This window comes from Pseudomonas frederiksbergensis, from assembly GCF_003732665.1.
GTDB lineage: Bacteria > Pseudomonadota > Gammaproteobacteria > Pseudomonadales > Pseudomonadaceae > Aquipseudomonas > Aquipseudomonas frederiksbergensis_G.
The window spans coordinates 292,715-319,391 of sequence record NZ_MOBP01000005.1 but is presented as its reverse complement, the minus strand read 5'-3'; the positions used below and the strand labels follow the sequence as shown (position 1 = coordinate 319,391).

Genomic DNA, 26,677 nt, shown 5'->3' with positions numbered 1-26,677 from the left:
CACTCTGCCCCCACGGATATGGAGTGTGGCGAATTCGAATTCGTTCTTTTTTTACCAACATCACAACGTAGGGAGTCTGGCCGTCTGGCCGCCGGATCAATTCCTTGTGGGGTATTGATCTGGATCAAGCAACGTTGAAAGAGTAGTCCCATTTTTGACGATGGACGGTGTGGTCTTTTGCCGCGTGACAGGTTGCCTCACGGGTTTGGTCACGGGCTGCAACACATAACCTGTGGGAGCGGGCTTGCTCGCGAAAGCGGTGGTTCCGGCAAATTGATATCGACTGATACACCGCTTTCGCGAGCAAGCCCGCTCCCACAGGGGGATTCCGGTGTTTTCGAGATCGATGTCTAGCTACCTAAATTTTTTGTCAGCGCAACTTCTTGTTACAGCTTGGTGATAGTCTCAACCCTTCCCTCGCTCAAGACCTGCCTTCAGATGCCCAGCCAAGCGCCCCTGCTGTTACGTCATCACCGTCCTTTCATTGCGTTCTGGCTGGCCCGGGTGTTCACAGCCAGCGGTTTTCAGATGCTCACCGTGGCCATTGGCTGGAACCTGTACCAATTGACCGGCAACGTGCTGGATCTGGGGCTGGTGGGGTTGGTCGAGTTCGCCCCGCGGGTGCTGTTCATGCTGCACACCGGGCATGTCGCCGACCGTTACGACCGACGCAAAGTCGCGGCAATCTGCCAGTCCTTGCAAGCCTTGATCGCCCTGTCCCTGGCCATTGGCAGCGCCACCGATCATGTCACCCGGGAAATGATCTTCATCCTCGCCTTCCTGCTCGGCGCCGCCCGCTCCTTCGAAATGCCGACCACCCAGGCTTTGCTGCCGAGCATCGTGCCCAGTGCCTTGTTTCCCCGGGCGGTGGCCGCCGCACAATCGGCGCAGCAATCGGCCACCATCGTCGCCCCGGCACTCGGCGGTTTGCTCTACGCCTTCGGCAGTGTCTGGGTCTACGGGCCGACGGTGGTGCTGTACATCATCGCCTGCTGCCTGATGCTCAACTTGCCGGCCCGGCAGACGCCGCTGAACAAAGGCAAGGCGACCATGGATTCGCTGCTGGCCGGGATTCGTTTCATCCGCAGCCGCCCGGATATCCTCGGGGCGATTTCCCTGGACCTGTTCGCCGTGCTGCTGGGCGGCGCGACGGCGTTGCTGCCGGTATTTGCCAAGGACATTCTGCTGACCGGCCCCTGGGGCCTGGGCCTGCTACGTTCAGCGCCAGCGGTGGGGGCGCTATTGATGTCGCTGTTCCTGGCGCGGTTTGCCGTGGAACGCAAAGTCGGACGGGTGATGTTCACCGCCGTCGGCGTGTTCGGCGTGGCGACCATCGCCTTCGGCTTGTCCACCTCGTTCTGGTTTTCCCTGGCGGTACTGGTGGTGCTGGGCGCGGCGGACATGATCAGCATGGTGATCCGCGCCTCCTTCGTGCAACTGGAAACCCCGGACGAAATGCGTGGCCGGGTCAGCGCCGTGAATGGCCTGTTCATCGGCGCTTCGAACCAGTTGGGCGAGTTCGAATCCGGCCTCACCGCCCACTGGTTCGGCACCGTGCCGGCGGTGGTCATGGGCGGCATCGGCACCCTGGTGGTGACCGGCACCTGGATCAAACTCTTCCCGACCCTGGCCAACCGCGACCGCATGCATGTGGCCAAGGAAGAAGCCAAGGTCTAGAGCAATTTATCCAGGGTGATCGGGAAGTCCCGCACCCGTTTGCCGGTAGCGTGATAGATCGCATTGGCCACTGCCGCCGCTACCCCGACGATGCCGATCTCGCCCACACCCTTGGACCCGAGGGCGTTGACGATCGGGTCGTGTTCTTCGACGAACAGCACGTCAATGTCGCCGATATCGGCATTTACCGGGATGTGGTACTCCGCCAGGCTGTGGTTCATGTGGCGGCCCAGAGCGTGGTCGGTCTGCGTCTCTTCGTGCAATGCCATGCCGATGCCCCACACCACGCCGCCGAGAATCTGGCTGCGGGCCATTTTCGGATTGATCACCCGGCCGGCGGCGATGGCGCTGACCACTCGATTGACCTTCACCGTACCTAAATCTTCATCGACCAACACTTCGACAAACACCGCCGAATGGGTAGCGGTGGCGTAGGCTTCGCGCTTTTTGTCAGGTTCGGCATCGACCTGAACTTCCAGATTCTCGAAGCCGCTGTCTCTGGCGAGTTCGGCCAGCGAGACCCGTGCCTCGCCGCAGGACAACTGCCCTTCTTCGAACGTCGCCTGTTCCAGGGTGGCGCCGCCGAACGCCGGATGGGTTTGCCGGGCCACCGCGAGCAGTTTTTCCTTTAAGGCTTCACAGGCCTGCTGCACCGCCGTGCCCACGGATGAAACGGTAAACGAGCCACCCTGCAACGGCGCGGTGGGCAATGAAGAGTCGCCGAGGACAAAGGTGACATCCTTCAGCGAAACGCCTGACGCCTGGGCGGCGATTTGCGTCATCACCGTGTAGGTTCCGGTGCCGATGTCGGTGGTCGCGCTGCTGACGGTGAGTTGGCCCTGGTGATTGAGCGATGCCTTGGCGCTGGCCTTCATTTGCATGGCCTCCCAGACACCACCGGCCATGCCCCAACCGACCAGTTGCCGGCCCTGGCGCATGCTGCGCGGCTCCGGATCACGCTGCTCCCAGCCAAAGCGCTTCGCACCCTGGGCGTAGCACTCGCGCAGCTCCTTGCTGGAATAGGGTTTGTCTTCGTTCTGGTTGCGTTCGCAATAGTTGATCAGGCGCAGTTGCACTGGATCAATGGCCAGGGCGCAGGCCAGTTCGTCCATCGCACATTCAAGACCAATCAACCCCAACGCCGCGCCCGGGGCCCGCATGTCCAACGGCGTGAAAACGTCCAGCGGCACCAGTTTGTAGGTCAGTTGCACGTTGTCGCAGTGATAGAGCATGCCGCTCCACTCCACCACGTGTTCGGTGAAATCCTCGAAACGCGAGGTCTGGCCGATGGCGGTGTGTGCCAGCGCGAGCAAACGCCCATTGGCGGCCGCGCCCAACTGCAAACGCTGCAAGGTCCGGGGGCGATAACCGAAGGTGAACATCTGCTGGCGCGTCAACGTCACGCGAACGGAACGCTTGAGGTGCAGCGCCGCCATCACCGCCAGCGGCAGTTGATATTGCGGACGCAGGCCGGAACCGAACGCCCCGCCGACATAAGCGGCAAAAATCCTGACCTGCTCTTTCTGTAATCCAAAGACCTTTTGCACGTAGGACTGACAGTTCTGCGGCCCCTGGGTCTTGTCGTGGATGTGCAGGCTACCGTCGGCCTGATACAGCACGGTACTGGCGTGGGGTTCCATCGGGTTGTGATGCTCGATGGGGGTGCTGTAGTTCAGATCCAGGCTCATGGCCGCGCCGGCAAATTCGGCCTGAAAATTCCCACGGGGTTTGGGGACTTCGGCGGGTGCCGGACGGGCTTCGTCTTGCAGGCTCAGCAGATCGGTCTGATGCGGTTCGGCCTCATATTCAATGGTTATCAATGAGCCGGCATACCGCGCCAGTTCCAGGTTATCCGCCACCACCATGGCCAACGGCTGGCCGCTGTACAACACCCGATCGTTGTACAACGGGCGAAACGGCGAGCCCTCGGCGGAGTCGGCATCTTCGTAGTCTTTGTCGTAACTGGCGATCTTCGGGCGGTTCGTGTGATCAATCACCGCGACCACACCTTGTAATGCAAGGGCCTGGGATGTGTCGATGCTGAGCACCCGCCCGCTGGCAATGCGACTGGACACCACGCTGCCATGCAGCAAGCCATCCTCGGGAAACTCCCCGGCATAACGAGCCTGGCCGGTGACTTTGAGAGGACCATCGACCCGGTCCAGCGGCTGGCCCATCGGTAGGGTGAACGTATTCATCAGGCTTGCACTCCCTGCGCGGCATCGCTCAAGGCGCGGATGATCGCGCGGCGTGCCAGGGTGACTTTGAACGCGTTGTGTTCCAGCGGCTGGGCGTGTTGCAACAAGGCATCGGCGGCGGCAACGAAGGTTTCGCGAGTGGCCGATTTGCCCACCAGCCAATTCTCCACCGCCTCGTCGCGCCAGGGTTTGTGCGCCACGCCACCAAGCACCAACCGTGCTTCGCGAATTACCGGCCCGGTGAATTCCAGCGCAGCGGCCACCGAAACCAGGGCGAAGGCGTAAGACGCCCGATCACGAATTTTCAGGTAGTGACTGTGCTCGGCAAAACCGGCGGCGGGCAATTCGATGGCGGTGATCAGCTCATCGTCGGCCAAGTGGTTATCGCGCTCGGGGCTGTCGCCGGGCAAACGGTGGAAGTCGGCAAACTCGAGGGTTCTTGAGCCATTACGACCTTGCACATGCACCACCGCTTCCAGTGCCGCCAAAGCCACGCACATGTCCGACGGGTGAGTAGCGACGCATTGCGCACTGGCGCCAAAGATCGCGTGAATCCGGTTCAACCCATCCCGCGCCGGGCAGCCACTGCCGGGTTCGCGCTTATTACAGGGCACATTGGCGTCGTAGAAGTAATAGCAGCGCGTGCGTTGCAATAGATTGCCGCCGGTACTGGCCATGTTGCGCAATTGCGGCGAGGCGCCGGCCAGGATGGCTTGGGACAACAGCGGATAACGTTGCTCGATCAGCGGGTGCCAGGCCAGATCAGCGTTGCTGACCAATGCACCGATCAGCAACCCGCCCTTCGCCGTTTCCGTGACCTCACGCAGCGGCAGGCCGGTGATGTCGATCAGGTGTTCGGGGCGGGTGAGGTTTTCCTTCATCAAATCCAGAAGATTCGTACCGCCGGCGATGAAGCGTGATGCGGGACCGGCAAGGTGCACAGCGTCCTCGACCGAATTGGGTCTGCTGTAGTGGAAGGGATTCATTGGCCACCTCCTTGCTGGCACGCAGGCAACGCGTCTTCAATGGCATCGCGGATATTGCTGTAGGCGCCACAACGGCAGAGGTTACCGCTCATCAGTTCCTTGATCTGCTCGCTGGTCTGCGCCCGGCCTTCATTGACCAGCCCCACCGCCGAGCAAATCTGCCCCGGCGTGCAATAGCCGCATTGAAAGGCATCGTGCTTGATAAAAGCTTGCTGCATCGGGTGCAGCGCTTCGCCGTCGGCCAGGCCTTCGATGGTGGTCAACTCGGCCCCGTCGCACATCACCGCCAGGGTCAGGCAGGCATTCACCCGCTTGCCGTTGAGCAGCACCGTACAAGCCCCGCACTGGCCGTGGTCGCAACCCTTCTTGGTGCCCACCAGGTCCAATTGCTCGCGCAGCAGGTCCAGCAGCGTGGTCCACGGCAGCACAACAAGCTCACGGACCTGGCCGTTGAGCCGCAGGCGCAGCGGATGACGGGTGAACACCGACGGCGCAGCGTCGGAAATGATCGCGCTCATAAACACCTCACGGTTGGTCGTACATTCGCGGCGTTTTGGCTAACCGCCGTCATAAGGGGTACGACTTCGAGGGTGGGATGGGCGTTCAAAGGAATTGATCTGTGGCGCAATACCACTCAAAGCACAAATGTGCCGACCAAGTGCGATACATAGATACCGCATCGAGTGTAATGTATCGCCTTACACTTCCCCCATGATCAAATCCTTTCAGCACAAAGGCCTTCGAGGCTTCTATGAAACCGGTTCGACTCGTGGGATTCGCGCAGACCATGCGAAACGTCTGTCCCGAATGCTGCAGTTCATGGACCGCGCAGTGGTGCCCGGCGACCTTGATCTTCCGGGATGGCGCTTACATCCGTTAAAGGGCGAGCTGGCCGAATATTGGTCGCTCAGCGTTTCGGGGAACTGGCGGGTTATTTTTCGTTTTATTGGCTCGGATATCGAACTGGTCGACTATCTGGACTATCACTGACAGGAGGCAGGACCATGCCCATGCACAACCCGCCGCACCCTGGCGAAACATTGTTGCAGGACGTCTTACCCGAGCTTGGCATCAGCGTCACAGAACTGGCCCGCCATCTCGGATTTGCGCGGCCACATCTTTCCAGGGTGCTGCATGGCCACGCGCCAATCAGCCCGGACCTGGCGGTACGTCTGGAACGGGCAGGCATCGGTAAAGCCAGAATGTGGCTAGGTGTTCAAATCGACTACGACCTCTGGCAGGCGGAACATCGTGAGCAACCGGCCATCGATCCCATTGCTGTTCATGCCTGAGCCGTTCTAAACCAACAACTCCCCCGCCACCGCTGCCCGTACGGTTTTACCGCATAGCGCTTCCACCAGCGCCAGCGCAAACGGCAACGCTGCGCCGGAGCCTTGGGCGGTGATGCAGTTGCCATCGACCACCACCGGTTGATCGACGAAGGTGCAGCCGGACAATTGATGGCTGACGGACGGCAGGCAAGTCATGCGCCGTTGACGCAACACACCAAAGGCTTGCAGCGCCACGGCCGGGGCTTCGGCGACGCCGGCGAACAGGCGACCGGCGGCGGCCTGGTCCTTGATCAGTTGTTGCAGGGGTTGATGGGCGGCCAGGTGTTGCGCGCCAACGGCACCGCCGGGCAGGGCGATCAGGTCGAAGGGTTGGGCCAGCAGGTCCACGAGCATGGCGTCGGCGGTCAGGCGAGTGCCGCGAGCGGAGGTGAGCATGCGCCGGCCTTCGATGCTGGCCACCACCACTTCGACTTGGGCGCGGCGCAGCACGTCGATCAGGGTCACGCATTGCAGGTCATCGATGCCCTCGGCGAGGGTAATCAGGGCTCTAAAGGTCATGGGCACGGTCCGCAGGATGATCCTTAAAGCGTAGTCAGCTTTAGTGCTCCTTGTTCGCGCTGGCCGTTACTTGATGTAAAGCTGCGTCGAAACCGCGTCGCCCCCGCCGTTTATCGAGCGGTTACTGAAGGTGAATGTCCCTTCCTGCCTGTCGCCCAGATCAAAGATGTACAGCTTGCCGACAACCCTCGTCTGGGTGCTGGTGCATTGCGTCGGGTTGCCGTTGTCGTAGGCGCAGACATTGGTTTGCGCCCCTTTGAGATTGAAACCGTCGAGCTGGACGGTCGGCGTGCGGCCATAACCCATCTCCAGCACGTACACCTTGATATTCGCCCCGCCGTGATTGCACGTCGTCTGCGCTTGCCCAGGCGAGATGTTTTCAATGCCACACGCCGCCGACTGCACCTTGAGCACCTGAACGTTGCTCAACGGTGGTGCCGATGCCGCCATCACCGCCGGCACACTGGCCAGCAACGCGAAAAACAGACCCGCAGACCGCACGATATTGCCCTTGATGCCCACCATGACCCCTCCCCCAAACAGGCGCGCAGTATGGCTCAGTTCAGCGAACGGCAAAACATCGCCGACGATCGCAGCCATTACCCCACGCTGCTGGTATGATGCGCGGCTTTTTCCGACCCACAGAAAATTCCGGGTGCCCTGGGCAGTCTGTGCTTTGCTGTTGAGGTCGATACATTCACGGCGCACTGCGCGCCACGGGGAGCAGACATGCTGGAAAGGCTGTTTCAACTCAAGGCACACAACACCAATGTGCGCACCGAGATTCTTGCGGGCGTCACGACCTTCCTGGCCATGGCCTACATTCTGTTCGTCAACCCGAGCATCCTCGGCGAGACCGGCATGGACAAGGGCGCGGTGTTTGTCGCCACGTGCCTGGCCGCGGCCTTCGGCTCGACGGTGATGGGCCTGATCGCCAACTACCCGATCGCCCTCGCGCCGGGCATGGGCCTGAACGCCTTTTTCACCTACACCGTGGTCCTGCACATGGGCCATACCTGGCAAGTGGCGCTGGGCGCGGTGTTCATTTCGGCCGTGTGCTTCTTCCTGCTGTCGATCTTCCGCATCCGTGAATGGATCATCAATAGCATCCCGCTGCCCCTGCGCTCGGCGATCGCCGCCGGTATCGGCCTGTTCCTGGCGCTGATCGCCCTGCACAACGCCGGCATCGTGGTCAGCAACCCGGCGACCATGGTCGGCCTCGGTGACCTGAAACAACCGGCACCGATCCTCGCGACCCTCGGTTTTGCCTTGATCGTCGCCCTCGAAGCCCTGAAGGTTCGCGGCGCGGTACTGATCGGCATCCTGGTGGTGACCATTGTTTCCATCGTGATGGGCTTCACCGCGTTCGGCGGCGTGATGTCGATGCCACCGTCCCTGGCCCCGACCTTCCTGCAACTGGACATCAAGGGCGCCCTGGACATCGGTCTGGTCAGCGTGATCTTCGCCTTCCTGTTCGTTGACCTGTTCGACAACTCCGGCACTCTGATCGGCGTCGCCAAGCGCGCCGGCCTGATGGGCAAGGACGGCCACATGCCGAAAATGGGCCGGGCCCTGATCGCCGACAGCACCGCGGCCATGGCCGGTTCGCTGCTGGGCACTTCGACTACGACGAGTTACATCGAATCCGCCGCTGGCGTGAGCGCCGGTGGCCGCACGGGTTTGACCGCCATCGTGGTCGCGATCCTGTTCCTGCTGGCGCTGTTCTTCTCGCCACTGGCCGCCAGCGTTCCGGCGTTTGCCACAGCACCGGCGCTGCTGTTCGTCGCCGTACTGATGACATCCGGCCTGGCGGAAATAGACTGGGACGACATCACCGTCGCCGCACCGGTCGTGGTCACCGCCCTGGCCATGCCGTTCACCTATTCCATCGCCAACGGCATTGCCTTCGGGTTCATTGCCTGGACCGTGATCAAGTTGCTGTCCGGACGTGCCCGTGAGCTGAACCCGGCGCTGGTGATTCTGTCGATTCTGTTTGTGATCAAGTTGGGTTGGTTCAACGCATGACTTTTGATTCCCAGGCCTACGCCGTACAGCTCGAAGAAAAGGTCACGCGCTTGCGTGACCTGCTGGCCCCGTTCGGTGCGCCAGAACCTGAAGTGTTCGACTCGCCGCTGCAAAACTTCCGCCTGCGTGCGGAGTTTCGCCTGTGGCGCGAAGGCGGCGACCGTCACTACGCGATGTTTGCCCAGGATGACAAACGCACGCCGATCCTGATCGAAGAGTTCCCGATCGCCAGCCTGCGCATCAATGAGCTGATGCCCAAGCTCAAGGCAGCGTGGCAAGCGAGCGCGGCCCTGAGCCACAAGCTGTTCCAGGTGGAGTTCCTGACCACCCTGGCCGGCGATGCGATGATCACCCTGTGCTACCACCGTCCCCTGGACGAACACTGGCACACCGCCGCGTCGAAACTGGCGGCAGACCTGAACGTCAGCATCATCGGTCGCTCCAAGGGCAAGCGCGAAGTCATCGGAAAGGACTACGTGGTCGAGCAATTCGACGTCGGCGGCCGCACCTTCAGCTACCGCCAACCGGAAGGCGCATTCACCCAGCCCAACGGCACCGTGAACCAGAAAATGCTGAACTGGGCTTACGACGCCATGGGCGATCGCACCGACGATCTGCTGGAATTGTATTGCGGCAACGGCAACTTCACCCTGCCCCTGGCCACCCGCGCGCGCAAAGCACTGGCCACCGAAATCAGCAAGAGCTCGGTCAATGCAGCGCTGAGCAACCTCAGCGAAAACGCGGTGGATAACGTCACCCTGGTGCGCCTGTCCGCCGAAGAGCTGACCGAAGCCCTGAACGAAGTGCGACCGTTCCGCCGCCTGCACGGCATCGACCTCAAGAGCTACGAGTTCGGCAGCGTGTTCGTCGACCCGCCCCGCGCCGGCATGGACCCGGACACCTGCGAACTGACCCGCCGCTTCGACAACATCCTGTACATCTCCTGCAACCCGGAAACCCTGGCGGCCAACATCGCCCAGTTGCACGACACTCACCGCATTACCCAATGTGCGATGTTTGACCAGTTTCCGTGGACCCATCACATGGAATCCGGGGTGTTGTTGACCCGGCGGTGATTGCGGGTGCCAGATACAAATCAGCCGTCTTGATGACGGCTTTTTTGTGGGTGTTGTTTACGGGATGACTTCGACCTTGCGCGGGCGACCGCCCTTTTTACCGTTAGCCCGGGCAGCTTCAGCCTTCGCGGCGCTGCTTTGCCGGCCATTGCGCGAGGAGATGACCGAAGCGGCCATATTCATCAGGGGCTTGCTGACGGAAATCATCCCGGCGATGGAGACGTGCAGGTCCTTTTCTTCATTGCACAGAGCAGTGCCGGAGAGGCCTACTTTCAGATCGGCATAATCCTTGGCTTCAAAACCATCAAATTCCGGGTAGTGCTTCACGGGCAGTAACACGCCAGTGCCATCTTCGAAGCGGATCGTAAGGCATCCCTCCTGAAACGTCACCGCTGTCGCCTGCACACCACTTTTATGGCGCAGCCGCCCCCGCTCAATCGCCTCGTCCAGCACTGCTTCAGTCACTGGCCGATCGACCAGCAGTTTTGCCTTAACCGTTTTCATAATTCGATCTCCACACCCTCCGGCGCGCCGATCAGGGCCAGTAGGGTCTTGTTCTTATCGGGCTCGTAACACGCTGAACCAATCACGTAGGTTGTGCTTGTGATCCTTTTCATCACCACGACTTCGTTGTCCTGCGAATCCCAAAGCTGATTGTCGAGGCATGCCGTTTGCAATTTGTCCCACCAAATACTGCGCGCACGGCGCAGGTGTGCAGGTTGCCTGAGTCCGTAACGCAAGCCCTCAAGCACGGCGCCAGGTGGCCGGCGTGAATGCGGAACAACATCCCAAAGCTCGACACCGTTGTGTCAAAAGCTGAACTTGAAACGCGCGCTCCATGTCCCGCCGTCCACATGGGTGTGCGGCGGGCAGTGTTCGTCACGCAAGTTGATCAACATCGAAAACCCTTTGTAGCTGAACAATCTCATGCTAACCCATCCGTTAGGTTTAATAAGCCGTAAGGCTCAACATTCCTTGAAATTCCGATAACTGGCACTGACTCTCCGAATCAGCCACCTGAACTGAGCCTAGCTTTCGAGACCATGCGTGCCCTGCCCACGACGCCGAAAAATGGTAAACAAACCTTTCGCAGTAACACGCTGTATTAATGCGCAGGCATTTGATAAATACAGAGCTCCAGCCTTCATCTGATCCCCGGCGTAACCAATCATGCAACGACACTTCGACGATCTTCAGCTCGGTAGCATCGAACTGTTCTGCCTCGCCGCCGAGGCCGGGAGTTTTACCGCCGCCGCGCTGGTGGCCGGGGTCACTCCGGCGGCGGTGAGCCGGTCGGTGTCGCGGATGGAGGAGCGCTTGGCGGTGCGGTTGTTTGCGCGCACCACCCGCAGCGTCAAGTTGACCGACAGTGGTCGCCGTTATTACGAGAAGTGCCGTCAGGCGCTGGCACAGTTGGTCGAGGCTCAGCGCGAGATCATGGGCCAGCAGCAGGAACCGTCCGGCACCTTGCGCATCAGTATTCCCACGACCTATGCCCATCACCGGATCCTGCCGTTGCTGCCGGCGTTTCGTGCGCGGTTTCCGGCGGTGAAGGTCGAGGCGCATATCAGCAATCGCAACATCGATTTCGTCGGCGAAGGCTATGACATGGCGATTCGTGTGCGGGCCATTCCGGATTCCGGTCTGATTGCGCGGCATCTGGAAGACGCGGCACTGGTGATGATCGCCAGCCCCGATTACCTGAAGCGTGCCGGGGTGCCGCAAACCCTGGACGATCTTCAGCAGCACGAATGCATCCAGTACGAACTGCCCAGCAGCGGGCGGCGGATTGCCTGGTTGTTCAATGACAACGGCGTGCCGTTGGAGATTCTCGCCGACGGAAATCTCAGTTGTTCCGACGATGTGCTGGGTGGCGTGACCCTGGCGAAACACGGTGCGGGGTTGTTTCAGACCTATCGCTTCATTGTCGAAAACGAATTGGCCGATGGCTCATTGGTGGAGGTGCTCAAGCCGTATGGCGGGCGCTCCCGGCCTTTCACCTTGCTCTATCCGCAGAGCCGGCATGTGCCGTTGCGGTTGCGGGCGTTCATTGATTTTCTGGTCGAGCATTTGCCGCGCTGAAAAGATCGCAGCCTTCGGCAGCTCCTACAGGTAAACGCGCGCCCTGTAGGAGCTGCCGAAGGCTGCGATCTTTTGATTTTGTCCGATCACCGAACACAAAAACCCGCCCCACCACCTCTTCAATTGACCAAAGTAACCGGCTAGTACAATTTATCTCCACAGGCTGAAACCCTCAGCCAAAGCCAAAAACAATAAGTGGAGAAACCCGATGCCCCCTATCGTTCTGGTGCTCAACGGCCCGAACCTGAACCTGCTTGGCACCCGTGAGCCGGCGACCTACGGCCACGAAACCCTGGCCGACATTTCCGCATTGTGCGGTCGTGCCGCCGAGGAATTCGGCCTGGCGGTGGAGTTTCGCCAGACCAATCACGAAGGCGAATTGCTCGACTGGATTCACGCCGCTCGCGGCCGTTGCGCCGCAATCGTGATCAACCCGGCGGCGTGGACTCACACCTCCGTGGCGATCCGCGATGCGTTGGTGGCCAGCGAGTTGCCGGTGATCGAAGTGCACCTGTCCAACGTCCACGCCCGCGAACCGTTCCGTCACCACTCGTTTGTTTCGGCCATTGCCACGGCGGTGATGGCCGGTTTCGGCAGCCACGGCTATCGTCTGGCGCTGGAGCATTTCAGTCATCGTTTGCAGGGGTGAGCACAATGTCCCAGAACAACGTTGTACTGGCCGGGCTGATCGGCGCCGGCATCCAGGCCTCGCGCACGCCGGCGCTGCACGAGCATGAAGGGGATGCCCAAGGCCTGCGTTATCTCTATCGCCTGATCGACCTCGACCCATTGCAGCTCGACGTCAATGCCCTGCCCGACCTGCTGATGGCCGCCGAGCGCATGAACTTTACCGGGCTGAACATTACCTTCCCGTGCAAGCAGGCGATCATCCCGCTGCTCGACGAACTGTCCCCGCAAGCCCGGGGCATCGGCGCGGTGAACACCGTGGTGCTCAAGGACGGAAAACGCATCGGCCACAACACCGATTGCCTGGGTTTTGCCGAAGGTTTTCGCCGGGGCTTGCAGGACGTTGCCCGCGAACGCGTCGTCCAAATGGGCGCGGGCGGCGCAGGCGCGGCGGTGGCCCACGCGTTGCTCAGCGAAGGCGTACGGCAGTTGAGTATTTTCGACGTGGACGGCAGTCGTGCGCTGGCGCTGGCCAACAACCTCAATCAGCATTTCGGCGCGGGCCGGGCCGTGGTCGGGCATGTTCTGGAGAGCGCCCTGGCAGTGGCCGATGGCCTGGTGAACACCACACCCATGGGCATGAAAAAATTGCCGGGCATGCCAGTGCCGCTGGAGTTGCTGAGGAGTGAATTGTGGGTGGCGGAGATTGTGTATTTTCCGCTGGAAACCGAACTGCTGCGCAACGCCCGGGCCTTGGGTTGCCGGACGCTCGACGGCGGGACCATGGCGGTGTTTCAGGCGGTGAAGGCGTTTGAATTGTTTAGCGGGGTGGTGCCGGATGCGCAGCGGATGTTGGCGCATTTTCAGAGTTTGAATGGGTGATAGACCGGGAGGGGGGCTGCTTCGCAGCCCAACGGGGGCAAGCCCCCTCGCCACAGGTCAGGCCTGCAAATACCGCAAAACCGACTCGCAAATCATCGTCCGATGACGCTGCTTGACGCTTTCATCCGGCAAATCCACCTGGAAAATTTCCCCCAACGTGTGTCGGTTCGACACGCGGTAGAAGCAGAACGAACTGATCAACAAATGTACATCCAGTGGCTCCAGGCCCGCCCGGAACACCCCCTCTTCCACGCCGCGACGCAAGATCTCGCCCAGTGAATCGAGGATGGTGTTGTTCATCGCCCGGATCGCCTCGGAGCGTTTCACGTACTCGGCGTTGTGGATGTTCTCGATGCTGACGATGCGCACGAAATCGACGTTGCGGTCATGGTGATCGAAGGTGAACTCCACCAGCCGCCGAATCGCTTCCATCGGCGCCAGTTCGGCCAGGTGCAGACGGTTTTCCGTGCTGCGAATATCGCCGTAGAGTTTTTCCAGCACTTCGACATACAGCTGCTCCTTACTGCCGAAGTAGTAATAGATCATGCGTTTGGAAGTGTGAATGCGCTCTGCAATCGCATCGACGCGGGCGCCGGAAAGCCCTTGCTGGACGAACTCGACAATCGCCTCTTGCAGGATGTTTTCGCGGGTCTTTTCCGGGTTGTTCTTGCGACTCTTGCGAGGCTCCACAAGCGGTTCGTCGGGGGCTACGGAGAGTTCTGAAGTTATTGTCATTGCGGGCTCACGGCCATCACTGCACAGGCTGGCGATTATGGGCCGCGCCGCACAGTGAAGGAAGCTGCGCGGCCGCCGTTTAACCCCGTGTTTACGATTTTCCTACAACTTTGCCTGACGTACGGCACCACTTCGGGACTTGGCCATGGCCGCCAGACGCACTGCGACGTTGGCCGCGCCGTAACCGGCGTAACCGTGCTTGCGCTGGATAATCTCGAAGAAAAAACGCCCTTCAAACGGTTCGGTATAAACGTGAAACAACTCGCCGCCTTGGGCATCGCGGTCGTACAACACGTTGAAGTACGCCAGCTCGCTGAGGAACTCATCGTCGAAATCAAACCTTGCCGCCAGGTCATCGTAGTAGTTGAGCGGGATATCCAGCAGCGGCACCCCCGCCTCTTTCGCCCGGCTGACTTCGGCGAAGATATCGTCGCAGTCGAAGGCGATGTGATGCACCCCGGAGCCGCGATAACTCGACAGTGCGTGTGAGATCGCGGTATTGCGGTTTTCGGAAATGTTCAGCGGCAAGCGGATCGAACTGTCCCGGCTACGCAGCGCCCGGCTCTTCACCAGACCGTAGGGATCGGGCAGCACCACCTCGTCGTCGGCCTCGAAATCCAGCAGGCTTTTATAGAACAGCACCCAACTGTCGAGGCTGTCCGCCGGCAGCGCCATGGCCATGTGATCGATGCGCTTGAGGCCGCCGCTGGCCGTGGCGGTCGGTTGCAGGTTGAAGTCGGTGCCGTAGACATCGGCGTCCTGGTCCACCAGGTAAATCAGGCTGCCGTCCGGTGCGCGCACGGCGGCGAGTTCCAGTTCGTTGGGGCCGACCAGTCCGCGATAAGGCTGGCCCTTGTAGGCCACGGCGCGGGCCAGGGCACTGGCGCTGTCGTTGACCCGCACGGCAGTGGCGCACAGCGACGGGCCGTGGGCCTCGAAAAAACTGTGGGCGAACGAGTACGGTTCGGAGTTGAGGATCAGGTTGATATCACCCTGGCGCAGCAGGCTGACGCTCTTGGAACGATGCTGCCCGGCCTTGACGAAACCCAGCCGTTCCAGCCAGTGGGACAGCTTGGCGCCGAGGCTTTCATCCACGGCGAACTCCAGAAACTCGATGCCGTTGTACGCGCTGGCCTTGGGCGTCTCGAACAGGATATCGACGTTGGCCACAGGCTTGTCCTCCTGCGCCAGACGTTGGCGGGTCTTCTCTTCCAGGTACAGCAACGAGCGCAAACCGTCGGCGGCATTGGCCCGGGGTGGCGCGGCGCGGAAGCCGTCGTTGAAGATTTCCAGGGACAGCGGCCCGGTGTAGCCACTCTTGATGATCGGCGCGAGGAACCCCGCCAGATCGAATTCGCCCTGGCCAGGGAAGCAGCGAAAATGCCGACTCCACTCCAGCACATCCATGGCCAGGATCGGCGCGTCGGCCATTTGCACAAAGAAGATTTTGTCGCCGGGAATCTCGGCGATGGCGCTGGGGTCGCCCTTGAGCGACAGCGTGTGAAAGCTGTCGAGCAGCACACCGAGGCTCGGGTGATCGCCCTGGCGCACGATGTTCCACACCTGTTGATAAGTGTTCACATGCCGGCCCCAGGCCAGTGCTTCATAGCCGATGCGCAAGCCACGAGCACCGGCCCGTTCGGCCAGCAGGCGCAAGTCATCGATCAGGATTTGTTCATCGCCAATGGAATCGGCGGCCGCGTTGCTGCACACCAGCACCAGGTCGGTGCCCAGTTCCTGCATCAGGTCGAACTTGCGCTCCGCCCGCTCCAGATTGCGCGGCAGGCGATCGCGGCGGCAACCTTCGAAATCGCGAAAGGGTTGAAACAGGGTGATGGCGATTCCGAGGTCAGCGCACATCTGTCTGATTTCACGGGGGCTGCCGTCGTAATAGAGCAGGTCATTCTCGAAAATCTCCACTCCGTCGAACCCGGCGGCGGCGATGGCTTCAAGTTTTTCCGGCAGGGTGCCGCTCAAGGAAACGGTGGCAATGGAACGCTGCATATTTCGACTCCCGGTGGCTGTTCCCTCCGTAGGAGCTGTCGAGTGAAACGAGGCTGCGATCTTTTGATGTTGGTTTTTAAGATCAAAAGATCGCAGCCTCGTTTCACTCGACAGCTCCTACAGGGACCGTGTTTTTCTTGATGAGAATTATTGGCCGCACAGCCCCCAAAGTGTACTAGCCAGTTAGTTTTATGTGCGATTATCGAACACAATGGCCGTTGGCGAATTGACGATTTTTTGTCCACTGCCCAACATCCACTGCACATTGAACCCGGTCATCAACCGCCGAGGCTCGGTGACCAAAGACTTAGAACACCACATAAAAATAATCGGGTGGCCTACATGACTCCGTCTCAAAGCTCTCCCATGGAGCGTTCCTCCATGACCTCTGCCAGCGCCGGCATCGGCGACAAGATCCGTGGCGCCCTCGCGGTCGGCAAAACCCGTTGGGGCATGCTGGCCCTGGTGTTCTTCGCCACGACCCTGAACTACATCGACCGCGCCGCCCTCGGCGTCATGCAGCCGATCCTGGCCAAGGAAATGAGCTGGACGGCGATGGACTACGCCAACATCAACTTCTGGTTCCAGGTCGGCTACGCCATCGGCTTCGTGCTGCAAGGCCGCTTGATCGACCGGGTCGGCGTCAAGCGCGTGTTCTTCTGCGCGGTGCTGCTCTGGAGCCTGGCCACCGGCGCCCATGGCCTGGCCACGTCAGCCGCAGGCTTCATGGTCTGTCGGTTTATTCTCGGTTTGACTGAGGCCGCGAACTACCCGGCCTGTGTGAAAACCACCCGGTTGTGGTTCCCGGCCGGCGAACGCGCCGTGGCCACTGGCATCTTCAACGCCGGGACCAACGTCGGCGCAATGTTCACCCCGATGCTGTTGCCGCTGATCCTGCACGCATGGGGCTGGCAAGCCGCGTTCCTGTGCATGTCGGCACTGGGCGGGATCTGGCTGGTGTGCTGGGGCTTGAAGTACTTCAACCCGGAAGAGCATCCGAGCGTCAAACAATCGGAACTGGACTACATCCAGCAGGAAGTCGAACCGGAACAAACCCGCGTACCGTTCTCAAAAATCCTGCGCATGCGCGGCACCTGGGCCTTCGCCCTCGCCTACTCGATGACCGCGCCGGTGTTCTGGTTCTACCTCTATTGGCTGCCTCCGTTTTTGAATCAGCAATACAACCTGGGCATCAACGTGACCCAGATGGGTATTCCGCTGATCATCATCTACCTGACGGCGGACTTCGGCAGCGTCGGTGGCGGCATCCTCTCCTCGTTCCTGATTGGTCGCGGGATCAACCCGATCAAGGCGCGGCTGATGTCCATGCTGCTGTTCGCCTGCTGCATCATCGGCGTGATCATGGCGGCAGGTTCCAGCAATCTGTGGGTCGCGGTGGCGGCGATTTCCCTGGCCATCGGCGCGCACCAGGCCTGGACCGCGAATATCTGGAGCCTGGTCATGGACTACACGCCCAAGCACATGATGAGCACGGTGTTTGGTTTCGGCGGGATGTGCGCGGCGATTGGCGGGATGTTCATGACGCAATTGGTCGGGCATATCCTGACGGTGACCAACAACAACTACACCGTACTGTTCACCCTGATCCCGGCGATGTACTTCATCGCGCTGATCTGGATGTACTTCATGGCGCCGCGCAAAATCCCTGCCGTCACCGACTAAACCACACCACCCTCCCCTGTGGGTACACCCCTGTGGGAGCGGGCTTGCTCGCGAAAGCGGTGTGTCAGGCAACGATGATGTCGACTGACACGACGCCTTCGCGAGCAAGCCCGCTCCCACAGGTTTTGATCAGTGTTTTCAACGGCGACTCTGCTGCCACGCCGCCGCCAACCCGCTGCAACAGATCACCGCGATCCCCACTATCGTGGTCATCGTCGGCGTATGGGAAAACAGCAACCAGCCCAGCAACCCGGCAAACACAATCTGGCAATACCCAAACGGCGCCAGCAGTGCCGGGGCGGCGTAACGGAAGGCCTGGGTCAGGAACAAATGCGCAGTCATCCCGCAGCTCCCCAGCGCCAACATCAACAAGCCATGGCCCAGCGTCGGCACCTGCCAGAAGAACGGCACCAGCGCGCTCATCACCAACGTATTGCACAACCCGGCGAAGAAGTTGCTGGTCGTCGGGCTGTCAATCTGGCTGAGCTTGCGGGTGAGCAGTTGATAGAAGCAGAAAAACATCGCCGAGCAGAACGGCAGCAACACCGCCGGGGTGAACAGTTCGCCGCCGGGGTGGACGATGATCAGCACGCCGATAAAACCGCAAATCACCGCGATCCATTGGCCACGGGTCACGTGCTCCTTGAGCAGCGGCACCGACAATGCGGTGACCAGCACCGGCGCAAGAAAGTTGACCGCCGTCGCTTCGGCCAGGGGGATGTACAGCAGACCGGTGGTGAAAAACAGGCTGGTGCCCAGCAGGCACAACGCTCGCGCCAACTGCAGCAAGGGTCGCTTGGTGCGTAGGACACGTAACCCGGATTGCGGCAGAAAAATGCCCGCCATCAACAAGGTGTGCACCAGATATCGCGCCCAGACCACCATGACGATCGGGTAGAAACCGGAGAGGTATTTCGATATCGCGTCATGGCTGGAGAACAGGAAAGTCGCGGCGACGATCAGCAGAATCCCTTTGAAGGGTTTGTTTACACCGGAGAGGGGGGTGCTGAGGGTCATGGCAATCCTTTGGAATTTTAATTCCAACAATTTAGAACCTGGTTCCAGATTCTTACACAGGGTAACGAAAAAAGTGTGCGAACAACGCCCCGCTCTTTGTAGGAGCGAGGCTTGTCCGCGAAGGATCGCACGCGGTTTACCAGCCCTTACACATTTGGCCCACACCATTTTTGCCATTGCGGTTATTCATGGCGGTGGCGATACACGCCCAATCAATCCATGGAGGAACCGCACAGATGTTATGGAACAAGGCAAGACCCAGCGACAACGTCAACGACACCCGCGAGGGCAAGGATGCCCGCCAACTCACAGGGAAAACTTTCGCCGCCGGACTGGCCGCCGCCGCATTGGCCGGTGCAGGCGTTTATTCGGTATTGAGTACGACACCTGACGTGGTGCCTGCCGGTTTGGACACATCCGGTCACCACACAGCCGCCCACCCGCCCGCAGACCGGGACCTGTTGTTCGTTCAATCCGTGCTGGGCGATACCGAAGACACCTGGACACAACTTTTTGCGCAGACGGGTCGCCACTATCCGCCCCCCAAGCTGACGCTGTTCAGCGATGGCATCCACTCCCGGTGCGGTTTTGCCAACGGCGGTAGCAGCCCGTTTTATTGCCCGGACGACCAACAGGTCTATCTCGATCTGGCGTTCTTTTCACAGATGGCCCAACGGTTTTCAGTGATCGGCGACTTCGCCCAGGCTTATGTCCTTGCTCACGAAATCGGCCACCACGTGCAGCTTGAACTGGAACTCTCACAACCTTTCGAAACCGCCCTGAGTACGCGCCAACCCGTCACCGGTGACGGTGGCCTGGAAGTTCGCGCTGAGTTGCAGGCCGATTGCCTCGCCGGCGTCTGGGCGCACCATGCGCAACAACGCCTGGACTGGCTGGAGCCCGGTGACATCGACGCGGCCCTGCATGCCGCCGCCGTGTTTGGCGACGATTACCTGCAACGCGCCCAAAACGCCACGATACGACCGGAGACGTTCAGTCATGGCACTTCAGAGCAGCGGGCGAACTGGTTCAAATCCGGGTTCGCCACGGGCCAAATCAACACCTGCGATACCTTCACCCGCGTGGACCTGTAATACCGTCCCGCGAACGAAACCGCTAATGTCAGTACACGGCACAGAACCGCCAGCGCGAAAGGCTGTCTGACGACCGGACTGGCGCCACGCCAACCCACCAGCAACACTCATCACCACGCATCTTCACCGGTAAAGAAAGAGGATTCCCACATGCTATGGAAAAAAGGCCGACGCAGCGACAACGTGGTTGACGCCCGTGGTGATGATGTCGGCGGCGGTGGCGGCGGGATGCGCTTCGGCGGCGGCAAGGGCCTGAGCCTGACGGCGATCCTGTTGATTGTCGGAATCGGCTGGATCACCGGCCAGGACCCGATGCAGATCCTCGGGCAATTGACCGGGCAGATGAGCGAGCAGTCCGCGCCGGCCACCAATCAAACCCGCAAGGCGCCACCGGCCAATGATCAACAGGCCGAGTTCGTGCGCTCGATCCTCGGTGACACCGAAGACACCTGGGGTCAGATTTTCCAGCAGGCTGGCAAGCAATATAAGAACCCGACCCTGGTGCTGTTCAGCAACCGGGTGAACTCGGCGTGCGGCCTGGCCACTTCCGCGACCGGGCCGTTCTACTGCCCGGCCGACCAGAAGGTTTATTTGGACATGGCGTTCTTCCAGGAAATGTCGCAACGCTTTTCCGCCGCAGGCGACTTCGCCCAGGCCTACGTGATCGCCCATGAAGTCGGACACCACGTTCAGACATTGCTCGGCGTTTCAGCGAAAATTCAGACCGCTCGCCAGCAAGGTCGGCAGATGGAAGGCGATGGTGGTTTACTGGTGCGTCAGGAACTTCAGGCCGATTGCCTTGCCGGAGTCTGGGCCAACAACGCGCAAAAGCGTTTGAACTGGCTGGAACCCGGTGACATCGAGGAAGCCTTGAACGCCGCCAACGCCATTGGCGACGACCGTTTGCAGCAACAGGGCCAGGGCCGCGTGGTCCCGGACTCCTTCACCCATGGCACGTCGGCGCAAAGGGTGCGCTGGTTCAAAACCGGTTTCGCCCAGGGCCAGGTCGGCCAGTGCGATACCTTCGCGGCGAAAAATTTGTAAATGCATAAATGGCTGTTGGTTTTGTTGATCGCCTGGGGCAGCGCCCAGGCTGACGAGCACGGGGTCAAAGAGATCAGCCCCGGGCGCCTATTGTTGAAAGAAGGTGAGATGGCGGTGGGCATGGGCCCGGCGCCAGCGAAAATCGAACGGGTGCTGATCATCATCCACGGTCGATTGCGCAATGCCGAAACCTACCGCCGCAGCGCCGAGAAAGCGGCTGAAGCGGCCGGGCAAAGTGCGACGACACTGGTGATCGCCCCGCAATTCCTCAACGAAACCGACATCGTGCGCCACCCCATGCCCGACAGCGTGTTGCGCTGGAAAGGCAATGACTGGATGGCCGGGGGTTTATCCACCGCGCCGTTTGCAGTGAGCTCTTTTGCGGCCCTCGACCAGATCATCGAGCGCATCGCCGACCGTCGACAGTTTCCGGACGTGAAGCAAATCGTCATCGCCGGTCACTCCGGTGGCGGTCAGGTGGTGCAGCGCTACGCCCTGCTGGCCCACGACCAACCGGCACTCGCGGCGGCCGGGGTGAAAATCCGTTATGTGGTGGCCAACCCGTCGTCCTACGCCTACTTCAATGAGCAACGGCCCGTGCCGTTCGATCATGCGCGGTGTAGCGGTTTCAATCGCTGGAAGTATGGCCTGACCGATTTGCCGATCTATGCCAGTGGGCAAACGGCGCCGCAACTTGAAGGCAGTTACATCAAGCGTGACGTGACTTATCTACTGGGCCAGCAGGACACCGACCCGCAACACCCGGCCCTGGACAAGGGCTGTGAAGCGGAGGCCCAAGGGGCTTATCGGTTGGTGCGCGGGCATAACTTTTTTGATTATTTGCTGCGGCGTAATCCACAGGGCGTGAATCAGCGTCTGGTCGAAGTGCCTGGGGTCGGGCATAACGGGGATGGGATGTTTACATCGCCTGAGGGGCAGAAGGTTTTGTTCAGTCAGTGAGATTTGTGTTGTCTGATCGGGCCTCTTCGCGGGCAAGCCTCGCTCCTACAGTTGGAAATGCATTCCCCTGTAGGAGCGAGGCTTGCCCGCGAAGGCAATTAACCAGACACCAAACCTCTCAAGCCGAAAGCATCCGCCGCAACTCAACACAATCGTGCGCGTGCCAATCCGTCAATTCCGGCCACGGATTTTCCGGCAGATTCACCAGCACCGTCCGCGCTCCCGCCGCTCGCCCACAATCCAGGTCAAAGCGGTAATCACCGACCATCACCATCTCGCTCGCCGGCACGTTCCAGGCTTCGGCCAGTTTCAGCAAACCACCGGGATGGGGCTTGGGCGGCGCTTCGTCACGGCCCAGCACATCTTCCACCGCGAAGCAGTCCGCCAGACCGATGGCTTCCAGCGTCACATGGGCCAGTTCCCGCGCATTGCGGGTGAGGATGCCGAGGCGATAACCGCGCCCGGCCAGTTCACGCACCAATTCCACCGCGCCCGGCGCTGGTCTGGAACCCAATGCCAAATCCCGCTCATGCTCCAGCAACCACGCATGTTTGGCGGCGGCTTCGGCGGCTGGCAACGCAGCGAGGTGAGTCAGGATGTCGTCTTCGGCGGGGATCGCCAGCGCCACGCGGATCGCCGCGAAGTCATGCACCGCCACCGTCAGGGTGCCGTCCATGTCGAATACCCAGTGCCGCACCTCGGCCAGGCTCATGCCCAATCCTTGCGATGGCGAATCAGGCCTTCCTGGGTGACCGAGGCCACCAGTTGCCCGGCGCGGTTGAACACGCTGCCACGGGAGAATCCGCGAGAGTTGCCGGCCCACGGGCTGTCCATGGCGTAGAGCAACCAGTCATCGGCGCGCAGGTCCGAGTGGAACCACAACGCGTGATCCAGGCTGGCGACCTGCATGTCTTTCTGCCACACCGATTTGCCGTGGGGCAGCAACGAGGTGGTCAGCAGCCCGAAGTCCGAGGCGTACGCCAGCAGGTATTTATGCAGCGCCGGCGAATCGGCCAAGGCACCGTCGGCGCGAAACCACACGTACTTGATCGGATCGGACGCTTGCGGGTTGTAGGGATCTTTCTCGGTCACCGGGCGGAATTCGATCGGCTTCGGGCACAGCAACTTTTCACGCATGTGTTCCGGGATCAAATGCGCGCGTTGCTGCGCCAGTTCCAGTTCCGACGGCAGGTTTTCCGGGCCGACCACTTGCGGCATCTCGGTCTGGTGCTGGAAACCTTCTTCGTCGTACTGAAAGGAGGCGCTGCAGGTGAAAATCGGGTTGCCCTTCTGGATCGCCGTCACCCGGCGAGTACTGAAACTGCCGCCATCGCGCACCCGATCCACCTGATACACCACCGGCAACTTGGCGTCGCCCGGGCGCAGGAAATAGCCGTGCATCGAGTGCACATGCCGCGTCTCTTCGACCGTCTGACTGGCCGCCGACAGGGACTGGCCGAGCACCTGGCCGCCGAACAACTGACGGAAACCCAGGTCCTGGCTGCGGCCGCGGAACAGGTTTTCTTCAATCGGTTCCAGGGTCAGCAGGTCTACCAGATCTTCCAACACTTGGCTCATTCAGGCTCTCCTCACACAAAGCAATGCCGCGCAGTCGTGGCTGCGGCGGTCGATTCAGTTAATGGCCCAGGCCAACGTGGGGGCCATTGTAAACGTCCGTGCCTGCTTATCCATGCAAGGTTTGCAACCATTGTTCACGGGTGATGCGGTACAGCACATGGTGACGCAGCGGATGATCGGCCGCGAGCTTCGGGTGGTCGAAGTCATCGGCTGAATCATGGTGCATGCCAATCGCCTGCATGACTTTCTCCGACGGCAGATTGGTTTGCGTGGTGAAGGCCACGACCTCTTTCAAGGCCAACCGGTCGAAGCCGCAGCGCAGAGCGGTCCACGCTGCTTCACTGGCATAACCCAGGCCCCAATGTTCGCGGGCCAGGCGCCAGCCGATCTCGGTGGCCGGGACGAAAGGCGCGTCGAAGTTGACCACCGCCAACCCGGTAAACCCGATGAACTGGCCGGTGTCCTTGCGCTCCAGCGCCCAGAAGCCGAAACCATGCTCGGCAAAATGCCCGCGAATCCGCCCGATCAACGAAGCGCATTCCAGCCGGCTCAGCGCTGCCGGGAAATAACGCATCACCTGTGGATCGGCACACATCGCCGCAAATTCCGGCAAATCCTCATCGCTCCACTGCCGCAACAGCAGTCGCGCGCTTTCGAGTTCCAGTATCGGCTCCATCGTGCCCCTCCAGGTCCATCCTTTGAGTCTACATCGCTGGTAGGATCGTTCACTTATTCCTACCGCCGCCGTTGATAATTCTGACAATGCCCCTGCCGCTGATTTACCACGAAGACTACAGCCCCGAATTCCCGGCGGATCACCGCTTCCCGATGGACAAGTTTCGCCTGCTGCGCGATCACCTGGTGGACAGCGGCCTGGTCCGGGACGCCGACTTGCTGCGCCCGGAACTGTGCCCCGCCGAGATTCTCGCCCTCGCACATGACCCTGCGTATATCGAACGCTACATGAGCGGCGAGTTGTCCCGCGAAGACCAGCGACGCCTCGGCCTGCCATGGAACGAAGCCCTGGCCCGGCGCACGGTGCGGGCGGTCGGCGGTTCGATTCTGGCGGCGGAGCAAGCGCTGGAGCATGGACTGGCCTGTCACCTGGCCGGCGGCACCCACCACGCCCACTACGACTACCCGGCCGGGTTCTGTATCTTCAATGACCTGGCGGTGATCAGCCATTACCTGCTGGAAAGTGGTCGGGTGAATCGGGTGCTGATATTCGATTGCGACGTGCACCAGGGCGACGGGACTGCACGAATCCTGCACAACACCCCGGATGCGATCACCGTTTCCCTGCACTGCGAGAAGAATTTTCCTGCACGCAAAGCCGAAAGTGACTGGGACATTCCATTGCCCAAAGGCATGGGCGATACCGATTATTTGAAGGTGGTGGACGACGCGCTCAACTATTTGCTGCCGCTCTACCAACCGGACCTGGTGCTGTACGACGCCGGGGTCGATGTGCACAAGGACGACGCGCTGGGTTACCTGAAACTGACCGACGCAGGCGTCGCAGCCCGGGATGAAAGCGTGATGCGCCACTGCCTGGGCCGGGACATTCCAGTGGTCGGGGTGATCGGCGGCGGCTACAGCAAGGACCGCCACGCCCTGGCCCGCCGCCACGGCATCCTGCATCACAGCGCACAACGGGTCTGGCAGTCATCAGGTTGTCATTGAGGTGTGAATCTTTACCCACAATGCCTGTGGAACTGCCTGTGGATAACCTGAGTGAAAGCCTCTGCAGGCTATGTTGCATATAGCTTGTAGAGCGCTGGTTGTTTTTTGATCACCCTTTTACAAACACCACAAAACCCTGTGGGAGCGGGCTTGCTCGCGAACGCGTCGTGTCAGGCAACAATGATGTCGACTGACACGGCCCCTTCGCGAGCAAGCCCGCTCCCACAGGGAATGTGTGCTGATAGAATGCGCGGCTTATTCCGCCACGCCGCAGCTCTCGCCATGACCCAATCCACCGCCCTCCCCCCTCACGTCGCCATCATCGGCGGTGGCCCCGCCGGTCTGATGGCCGCCGAGGTGCTGAGCCGGGCCGGGATCAAAGTCGATCTGTACGACGGCATGCCCTCCGTGGGGCGAAAATTCCTGCTGGCCGGCGTCGGCGGTATGAACATCACTCACTCCGAAGCCTACCCGGCGTTCCTCTCGCGCTACGCCGAACGGGCGCCGCACATCGCACCGCTGCTGCGCTCCTTCGGTGCCGAGGCGCTGTGCCAGTGGATTCATGACCTGGGCATCGAAACCTTTGTCGGCAGCTCCGGCCGGGTGTTTCCTACCGACATGAAAGCCGCGCCCCTACTGCGCGCCTGGCTCAAACGCCTGCGCGATGCGGGTGTAGTTATCCACACCCGCCATCGCTGGCTCGGTTGGAATGACCACGGCGATTTGCGAATCGCTGGCCCCGACGGCGAAATCACCGTCAAACCCGATGCCACCCTGCTTGCCCTCGGCGGCGGCAGTTGGTCGCGCCTGGGTTCGGACGGCGCCTGGATGCTGCCGCTGGAACAACGCGGCGTAGAACTCGCGCCGTTGCAGCCGAGTAATTGCGGCTTCGAAGTGCAGGCCTGGAGCGAGTTGATGGTCAGCAAATTCGCCGGCGCACCGCTGAAAAACATCGCCATCGGCTTGAATGACGACGTCCCGCGTCTCGGCGAATGCGTGATCACCGCCACCGGGATAGAAGGCAGCTTGATCTACGCGTTATCCGCGCCGATCCGCGAAGCCATCAACCTGCACGGCTCGGCGACCATTCATATCGACCTGTTGCCGGGCCGGCCTGTGGATAAAGTTGAGACTGCGCTGCGCAAACCACGCGGCTCACGTTCCATGTCCAAACACTTGCACAGCCAACTCGGAATCGACGGCGTTAAAGCGGCGTTGCTACGCGAACTGACCGGCGTCGAGTGTTTTGCCGATCCGGCATTGCTGGCCAAAGCGATCAAGGCATTGCCGCTGACGCTGGTGAAAACCCGCCCACTGGACGAAGCCATCAGCAGTGCGGGCGGTGTGAAGTTCGAAGCGATGGATGAACGCTTGATGCTCAAGCAACTGCCGGGTGTGTTCTGCGCGGGGGAAATGCTGGTTAGGATAGCCCCTACACTTCATTAAATGACGCTTGCATCCATGCCATTTTCTACT

26 protein-coding genes and 1 pseudogene are annotated in these 26,677 nt (G+C 60.8%); 14 read left to right on the top strand and 13 right to left on the bottom strand.

Annotation, left to right across the window (positions count from 1 at the left end):
* Positions 1-438 precede the first annotated feature (438 nt).
* Positions 439-1,677 (top strand): MFS transporter, encoded by a 1,239-nt coding sequence (locus tag BK665_RS09255; protein ID WP_123404806.1) that lies wholly within the window; start codon positions 439-441, stop codon positions 1,675-1,677.
* Here the strand turns inward: BK665_RS09255 and BK665_RS09250 are convergent.
* Genes BK665_RS09250 through BK665_RS09240 form a run of 3 tightly spaced genes read right to left on the bottom strand, consistent with a single transcriptional unit; the run spans position 1,674 to position 5,379 of the window.
* A complete protein-coding gene (locus BK665_RS09250) occupies positions 1,674-3,875 on the bottom strand; it encodes a xanthine dehydrogenase family protein molybdopterin-binding subunit (RefSeq protein ID WP_123404804.1) in 2,202 nt (733 codons plus the stop codon). The genes BK665_RS09255 and BK665_RS09250 overlap by 4 nt on opposite strands.
* A complete protein-coding gene (locus BK665_RS09245) occupies positions 3,875-4,861 on the bottom strand; it encodes an FAD binding domain-containing protein (protein ID WP_123404802.1) in 987 nt (328 codons plus the stop codon). Before BK665_RS09245 ends, BK665_RS09250 begins: the two co-directional genes overlap by 1 nt.
* Positions 4,858-5,379, bottom strand: coding sequence for a (2Fe-2S)-binding protein (locus BK665_RS09240; RefSeq protein WP_123404801.1), 522 nt, complete (start codon positions 5,377-5,379; stop codon positions 4,858-4,860). The genes BK665_RS09245 and BK665_RS09240 overlap by 4 nt, the downstream gene beginning before the upstream one ends.
* A 193-nt stretch (positions 5,380-5,572) precedes the next feature.
* Here BK665_RS09240 and BK665_RS09235 point away from each other — a divergent pair, with 193 nt between their 5' ends.
* Positions 5,573-5,851, top strand: coding sequence for a type II toxin-antitoxin system RelE/ParE family toxin (locus BK665_RS09235; RefSeq protein WP_123404800.1), 279 nt, complete (start codon positions 5,573-5,575; stop codon positions 5,849-5,851).
* Positions 5,852-5,865: 14 nt separating this feature from the next.
* Positions 5,866-6,153, top strand: a complete 288-nt coding sequence (locus BK665_RS09230; RefSeq protein ID WP_123404798.1) for a HigA family addiction module antitoxin — start codon at positions 5,866-5,868, stop codon at positions 6,151-6,153.
* A 6-nt stretch (positions 6,154-6,159) separates the two neighbouring features.
* Here the strand turns inward: BK665_RS09230 and BK665_RS09225 are convergent, their stop codons facing one another.
* Complete coding sequence (locus BK665_RS09225; RefSeq protein ID WP_123404796.1) at positions 6,160-6,711, bottom strand: DJ-1 family glyoxalase III; 552 nt, start codon at positions 6,709-6,711, stop codon at positions 6,160-6,162.
* Between the two features lie 66 nt (positions 6,712-6,777).
* The gene (locus BK665_RS09220; protein WP_259699592.1) at positions 6,778-7,161 is read right to left on the bottom strand and encodes a DUF4879 domain-containing protein; all 384 of its coding nucleotides are present in this window, start codon (positions 7,159-7,161) and stop codon (positions 6,778-6,780) included.
* A 279-nt stretch (positions 7,162-7,440) separates the two neighbouring features.
* Between BK665_RS09220 and BK665_RS09215 the strand changes: the two genes are divergently transcribed.
* A complete protein-coding gene (locus BK665_RS09215; protein WP_123404792.1) occupies positions 7,441-8,736 on the top strand; it encodes an NCS2 family permease in 1,296 nt (431 codons plus the stop codon).
* On the top strand, positions 8,733-9,812 hold the full coding sequence (gene trmA, locus BK665_RS09210; RefSeq protein WP_123404790.1) for a tRNA (uridine(54)-C5)-methyltransferase TrmA: 1,080 nt from the start codon (positions 8,733-8,735) through the stop codon (positions 9,810-9,812). Before BK665_RS09215 ends, trmA begins: the two co-directional genes overlap by 4 nt.
* Before the next feature lie 57 nt (positions 9,813-9,869).
* Here the strand turns inward: trmA and BK665_RS09205 are convergent, their stop codons facing one another.
* The gene (locus tag BK665_RS09205) at positions 9,870-10,316 is read right to left on the bottom strand and encodes a DUF2442 domain-containing protein (RefSeq protein WP_123404788.1); all 447 of its coding nucleotides are present in this window, start codon (positions 10,314-10,316) and stop codon (positions 9,870-9,872) included.
* A pseudogene (locus BK665_RS09200) lies at positions 10,313-10,741 on the bottom strand (DUF4160 domain-containing protein). The gene BK665_RS09205 and the pseudogene BK665_RS09200 overlap by 4 nt, the downstream one beginning before the upstream one ends.
* Before the next feature lie 241 nt (positions 10,742-10,982).
* On the opposite strand from BK665_RS09200, the gene BK665_RS09195 reads away from it, so the two are divergent.
* The 3 genes from BK665_RS09195 (at position 10,983) to BK665_RS09185 (ending at position 13,403) form a co-directional block, all read left to right on the top strand.
* On the top strand, positions 10,983-11,894 hold the full coding sequence (locus BK665_RS09195; RefSeq protein WP_123404786.1) for a LysR family transcriptional regulator: 912 nt from the start codon (positions 10,983-10,985) through the stop codon (positions 11,892-11,894).
* Between the two features lie 208 nt (positions 11,895-12,102).
* The gene (gene aroQ, locus BK665_RS09190; protein ID WP_123404784.1) at positions 12,103-12,543 is read left to right on the top strand and encodes a type II 3-dehydroquinate dehydratase; all 441 of its coding nucleotides are present in this window, start codon (positions 12,103-12,105) and stop codon (positions 12,541-12,543) included.
* A 5-nt stretch (positions 12,544-12,548) separates the two neighbouring features.
* Complete coding sequence (locus BK665_RS09185; RefSeq protein WP_123404782.1) at positions 12,549-13,403, top strand: shikimate dehydrogenase; 855 nt, start codon at positions 12,549-12,551, stop codon at positions 13,401-13,403.
* Between the two features lie 57 nt (positions 13,404-13,460).
* On the opposite strand, the gene BK665_RS09180 is transcribed toward BK665_RS09185, so the two are convergent.
* Both BK665_RS09180 and quiC read right to left on the bottom strand, forming a co-directional pair.
* Entirely contained in the window at positions 13,461-14,138 is a 678-nt protein-coding gene (locus BK665_RS09180) for a TetR/AcrR family transcriptional regulator (RefSeq protein ID WP_123404780.1), read from the bottom strand.
* A gap of 102 nt (positions 14,139-14,240) precedes the next feature.
* Complete coding sequence (gene quiC / locus BK665_RS09175) at positions 14,241-16,142, bottom strand: 3-dehydroshikimate dehydratase QuiC (protein ID WP_123404778.1); 1,902 nt, start codon at positions 16,140-16,142, stop codon at positions 14,241-14,243.
* A 366-nt stretch (positions 16,143-16,508) separates the two neighbouring features.
* Between quiC and BK665_RS09170 the strand changes: the two genes are divergently transcribed.
* Positions 16,509-17,825, top strand: a complete 1,317-nt coding sequence (locus BK665_RS09170; protein WP_259699590.1) for an MFS transporter — start codon at positions 16,509-16,511, stop codon at positions 17,823-17,825.
* Positions 17,826-17,963: 138 nt separating this feature from the next.
* Here the strand turns inward: BK665_RS09170 and BK665_RS09165 are convergent, their stop codons facing one another.
* The gene (locus BK665_RS09165; protein WP_123404774.1) at positions 17,964-18,842 is read right to left on the bottom strand and encodes a DMT family transporter; all 879 of its coding nucleotides are present in this window, start codon (positions 18,840-18,842) and stop codon (positions 17,964-17,966) included.
* 236 nt (positions 18,843-19,078) lie between these two features.
* On the opposite strand from BK665_RS09165, the gene ypfJ (BK665_RS09160) reads away from it, so the two are divergent.
* The 3 genes from ypfJ (BK665_RS09160) to BK665_RS09150 all read left to right on the top strand — a co-directional run bounded on the left by ypfJ (BK665_RS09160) (position 19,079) and on the right by BK665_RS09150 (position 21,940).
* Positions 19,079-19,936 (top strand): KPN_02809 family neutral zinc metallopeptidase, encoded by an 858-nt coding sequence (gene ypfJ / locus BK665_RS09160; protein ID WP_123404772.1) that lies wholly within the window; start codon positions 19,079-19,081, stop codon positions 19,934-19,936.
* Positions 19,937-20,086: 150 nt separating this feature from the next.
* A complete protein-coding gene (gene ypfJ / locus BK665_RS09155; RefSeq protein WP_123404771.1) occupies positions 20,087-20,980 on the top strand; it encodes a KPN_02809 family neutral zinc metallopeptidase in 894 nt (297 codons plus the stop codon).
* A complete protein-coding gene (locus tag BK665_RS09150; RefSeq protein ID WP_123404769.1) occupies positions 20,981-21,940 on the top strand; it encodes an alpha/beta hydrolase family protein in 960 nt (319 codons plus the stop codon). It abuts the gene before it with no gap.
* A gap of 118 nt (positions 21,941-22,058) precedes the next feature.
* On the opposite strand, the gene BK665_RS09145 is transcribed toward BK665_RS09150, so the two are convergent.
* The 3 genes from BK665_RS09145 to BK665_RS09135 form a co-directional block, all read right to left on the bottom strand.
* On the bottom strand, positions 22,059-22,652 hold the full coding sequence (locus BK665_RS09145) for an HAD family hydrolase (RefSeq protein WP_123404767.1): 594 nt from the start codon (positions 22,650-22,652) through the stop codon (positions 22,059-22,061).
* The gene (gene tesB, locus BK665_RS09140) at positions 22,649-23,518 is read right to left on the bottom strand and encodes an acyl-CoA thioesterase II (protein WP_123404765.1); all 870 of its coding nucleotides are present in this window, start codon (positions 23,516-23,518) and stop codon (positions 22,649-22,651) included. The genes BK665_RS09145 and tesB overlap by 4 nt, the downstream gene beginning before the upstream one ends.
* Before the next feature lie 106 nt (positions 23,519-23,624).
* Complete coding sequence (locus tag BK665_RS09135; protein ID WP_123404763.1) at positions 23,625-24,194, bottom strand: GNAT family N-acetyltransferase; 570 nt, start codon at positions 24,192-24,194, stop codon at positions 23,625-23,627.
* A gap of 86 nt (positions 24,195-24,280) precedes the next feature.
* Here BK665_RS09135 and BK665_RS09130 point away from each other — a divergent pair, with 86 nt between their 5' ends.
* A complete protein-coding gene (locus BK665_RS09130; protein ID WP_123404761.1) occupies positions 24,281-25,201 on the top strand; it encodes a histone deacetylase family protein in 921 nt (306 codons plus the stop codon).
* Positions 25,202-25,483: 282 nt separating this feature from the next.
* The gene (locus BK665_RS09120) at positions 25,484-26,647 is read left to right on the top strand and encodes a TIGR03862 family flavoprotein (protein ID WP_259699589.1); all 1,164 of its coding nucleotides are present in this window, start codon (positions 25,484-25,486) and stop codon (positions 26,645-26,647) included.
* Positions 26,648-26,677: the final 30 nt, after the last annotated feature.

Bases quoted from the DNA above. Each gene is read 5' to 3' on its own strand.
- BK665_RS09255 (WP_123404806.1), top strand. From the start codon at position 439: ATGCCCAGCCAAGCGCCCCTGCTGTTACGTCATCACCGTCCTTTCATT.
- BK665_RS09250 (WP_123404804.1), bottom strand. From the start codon at position 3,875: ATGAATACGTTCACCCTACCGATGGGCCAGCCGCTGGACCGGGTCGAT.
- BK665_RS09245 (WP_123404802.1), bottom strand. From the start codon at position 4,861: ATGAATCCCTTCCACTACAGCAGACCCAATTCGGTCGAGGACGCTGTG.
- BK665_RS09240 (WP_123404801.1), bottom strand. From the start codon at position 5,379: ATGAGCGCGATCATTTCCGACGCTGCGCCGTCGGTGTTCACCCGTCAT.
- BK665_RS09235 (WP_123404800.1), top strand. From the start codon at position 5,573: ATGATCAAATCCTTTCAGCACAAAGGCCTTCGAGGCTTCTATGAAACC.
- BK665_RS09230 (WP_123404798.1), top strand. From the start codon at position 5,866: ATGCCCATGCACAACCCGCCGCACCCTGGCGAAACATTGTTGCAGGAC.
- BK665_RS09225 (WP_123404796.1), bottom strand. From the start codon at position 6,711: ATGACCTTTAGAGCCCTGATTACCCTCGCCGAGGGCATCGATGACCTG.
- BK665_RS09220 (WP_259699592.1), bottom strand. From the start codon at position 7,161: ATGGCGGCATCGGCACCACCGTTGAGCAACGTTCAGGTGCTCAAGGTG.
- BK665_RS09215 (WP_123404792.1), top strand. From the start codon at position 7,441: ATGCTGGAAAGGCTGTTTCAACTCAAGGCACACAACACCAATGTGCGC.
- trmA (WP_123404790.1), top strand. From the start codon at position 8,733: ATGACTTTTGATTCCCAGGCCTACGCCGTACAGCTCGAAGAAAAGGTC.
- BK665_RS09205 (WP_123404788.1), bottom strand. From the start codon at position 10,316: ATGAAAACGGTTAAGGCAAAACTGCTGGTCGATCGGCCAGTGACTGAA.
- BK665_RS09195 (WP_123404786.1), top strand. From the start codon at position 10,983: ATGCAACGACACTTCGACGATCTTCAGCTCGGTAGCATCGAACTGTTC.
- aroQ (WP_123404784.1), top strand. From the start codon at position 12,103: ATGCCCCCTATCGTTCTGGTGCTCAACGGCCCGAACCTGAACCTGCTT.
- BK665_RS09185 (WP_123404782.1), top strand. From the start codon at position 12,549: ATGTCCCAGAACAACGTTGTACTGGCCGGGCTGATCGGCGCCGGCATC.
- BK665_RS09180 (WP_123404780.1), bottom strand. From the start codon at position 14,138: ATGACAATAACTTCAGAACTCTCCGTAGCCCCCGACGAACCGCTTGTG.
- quiC (WP_123404778.1), bottom strand. From the start codon at position 16,142: ATGCAGCGTTCCATTGCCACCGTTTCCTTGAGCGGCACCCTGCCGGAA.
- BK665_RS09170 (WP_259699590.1), top strand. From the start codon at position 16,509: ATGGAGCGTTCCTCCATGACCTCTGCCAGCGCCGGCATCGGCGACAAG.
- BK665_RS09165 (WP_123404774.1), bottom strand. From the start codon at position 18,842: ATGACCCTCAGCACCCCCCTCTCCGGTGTAAACAAACCCTTCAAAGGG.
- ypfJ (WP_123404772.1), top strand. From the start codon at position 19,079: ATGTTATGGAACAAGGCAAGACCCAGCGACAACGTCAACGACACCCGC.
- ypfJ (WP_123404771.1), top strand. From the start codon at position 20,087: ATGCTATGGAAAAAAGGCCGACGCAGCGACAACGTGGTTGACGCCCGT.
- BK665_RS09150 (WP_123404769.1), top strand. From the start codon at position 20,981: ATGCATAAATGGCTGTTGGTTTTGTTGATCGCCTGGGGCAGCGCCCAG.
- BK665_RS09145 (WP_123404767.1), bottom strand. From the start codon at position 22,652: ATGAGCCTGGCCGAGGTGCGGCACTGGGTATTCGACATGGACGGCACC.
- tesB (WP_123404765.1), bottom strand. From the start codon at position 23,518: ATGAGCCAAGTGTTGGAAGATCTGGTAGACCTGCTGACCCTGGAACCG.
- BK665_RS09135 (WP_123404763.1), bottom strand. From the start codon at position 24,194: ATGGAGCCGATACTGGAACTCGAAAGCGCGCGACTGCTGTTGCGGCAG.
- BK665_RS09130 (WP_123404761.1), top strand. From the start codon at position 24,281: ATGCCCCTGCCGCTGATTTACCACGAAGACTACAGCCCCGAATTCCCG.
- BK665_RS09120 (WP_259699589.1), top strand. From the start codon at position 25,484: ATGACCCAATCCACCGCCCTCCCCCCTCACGTCGCCATCATCGGCGGT.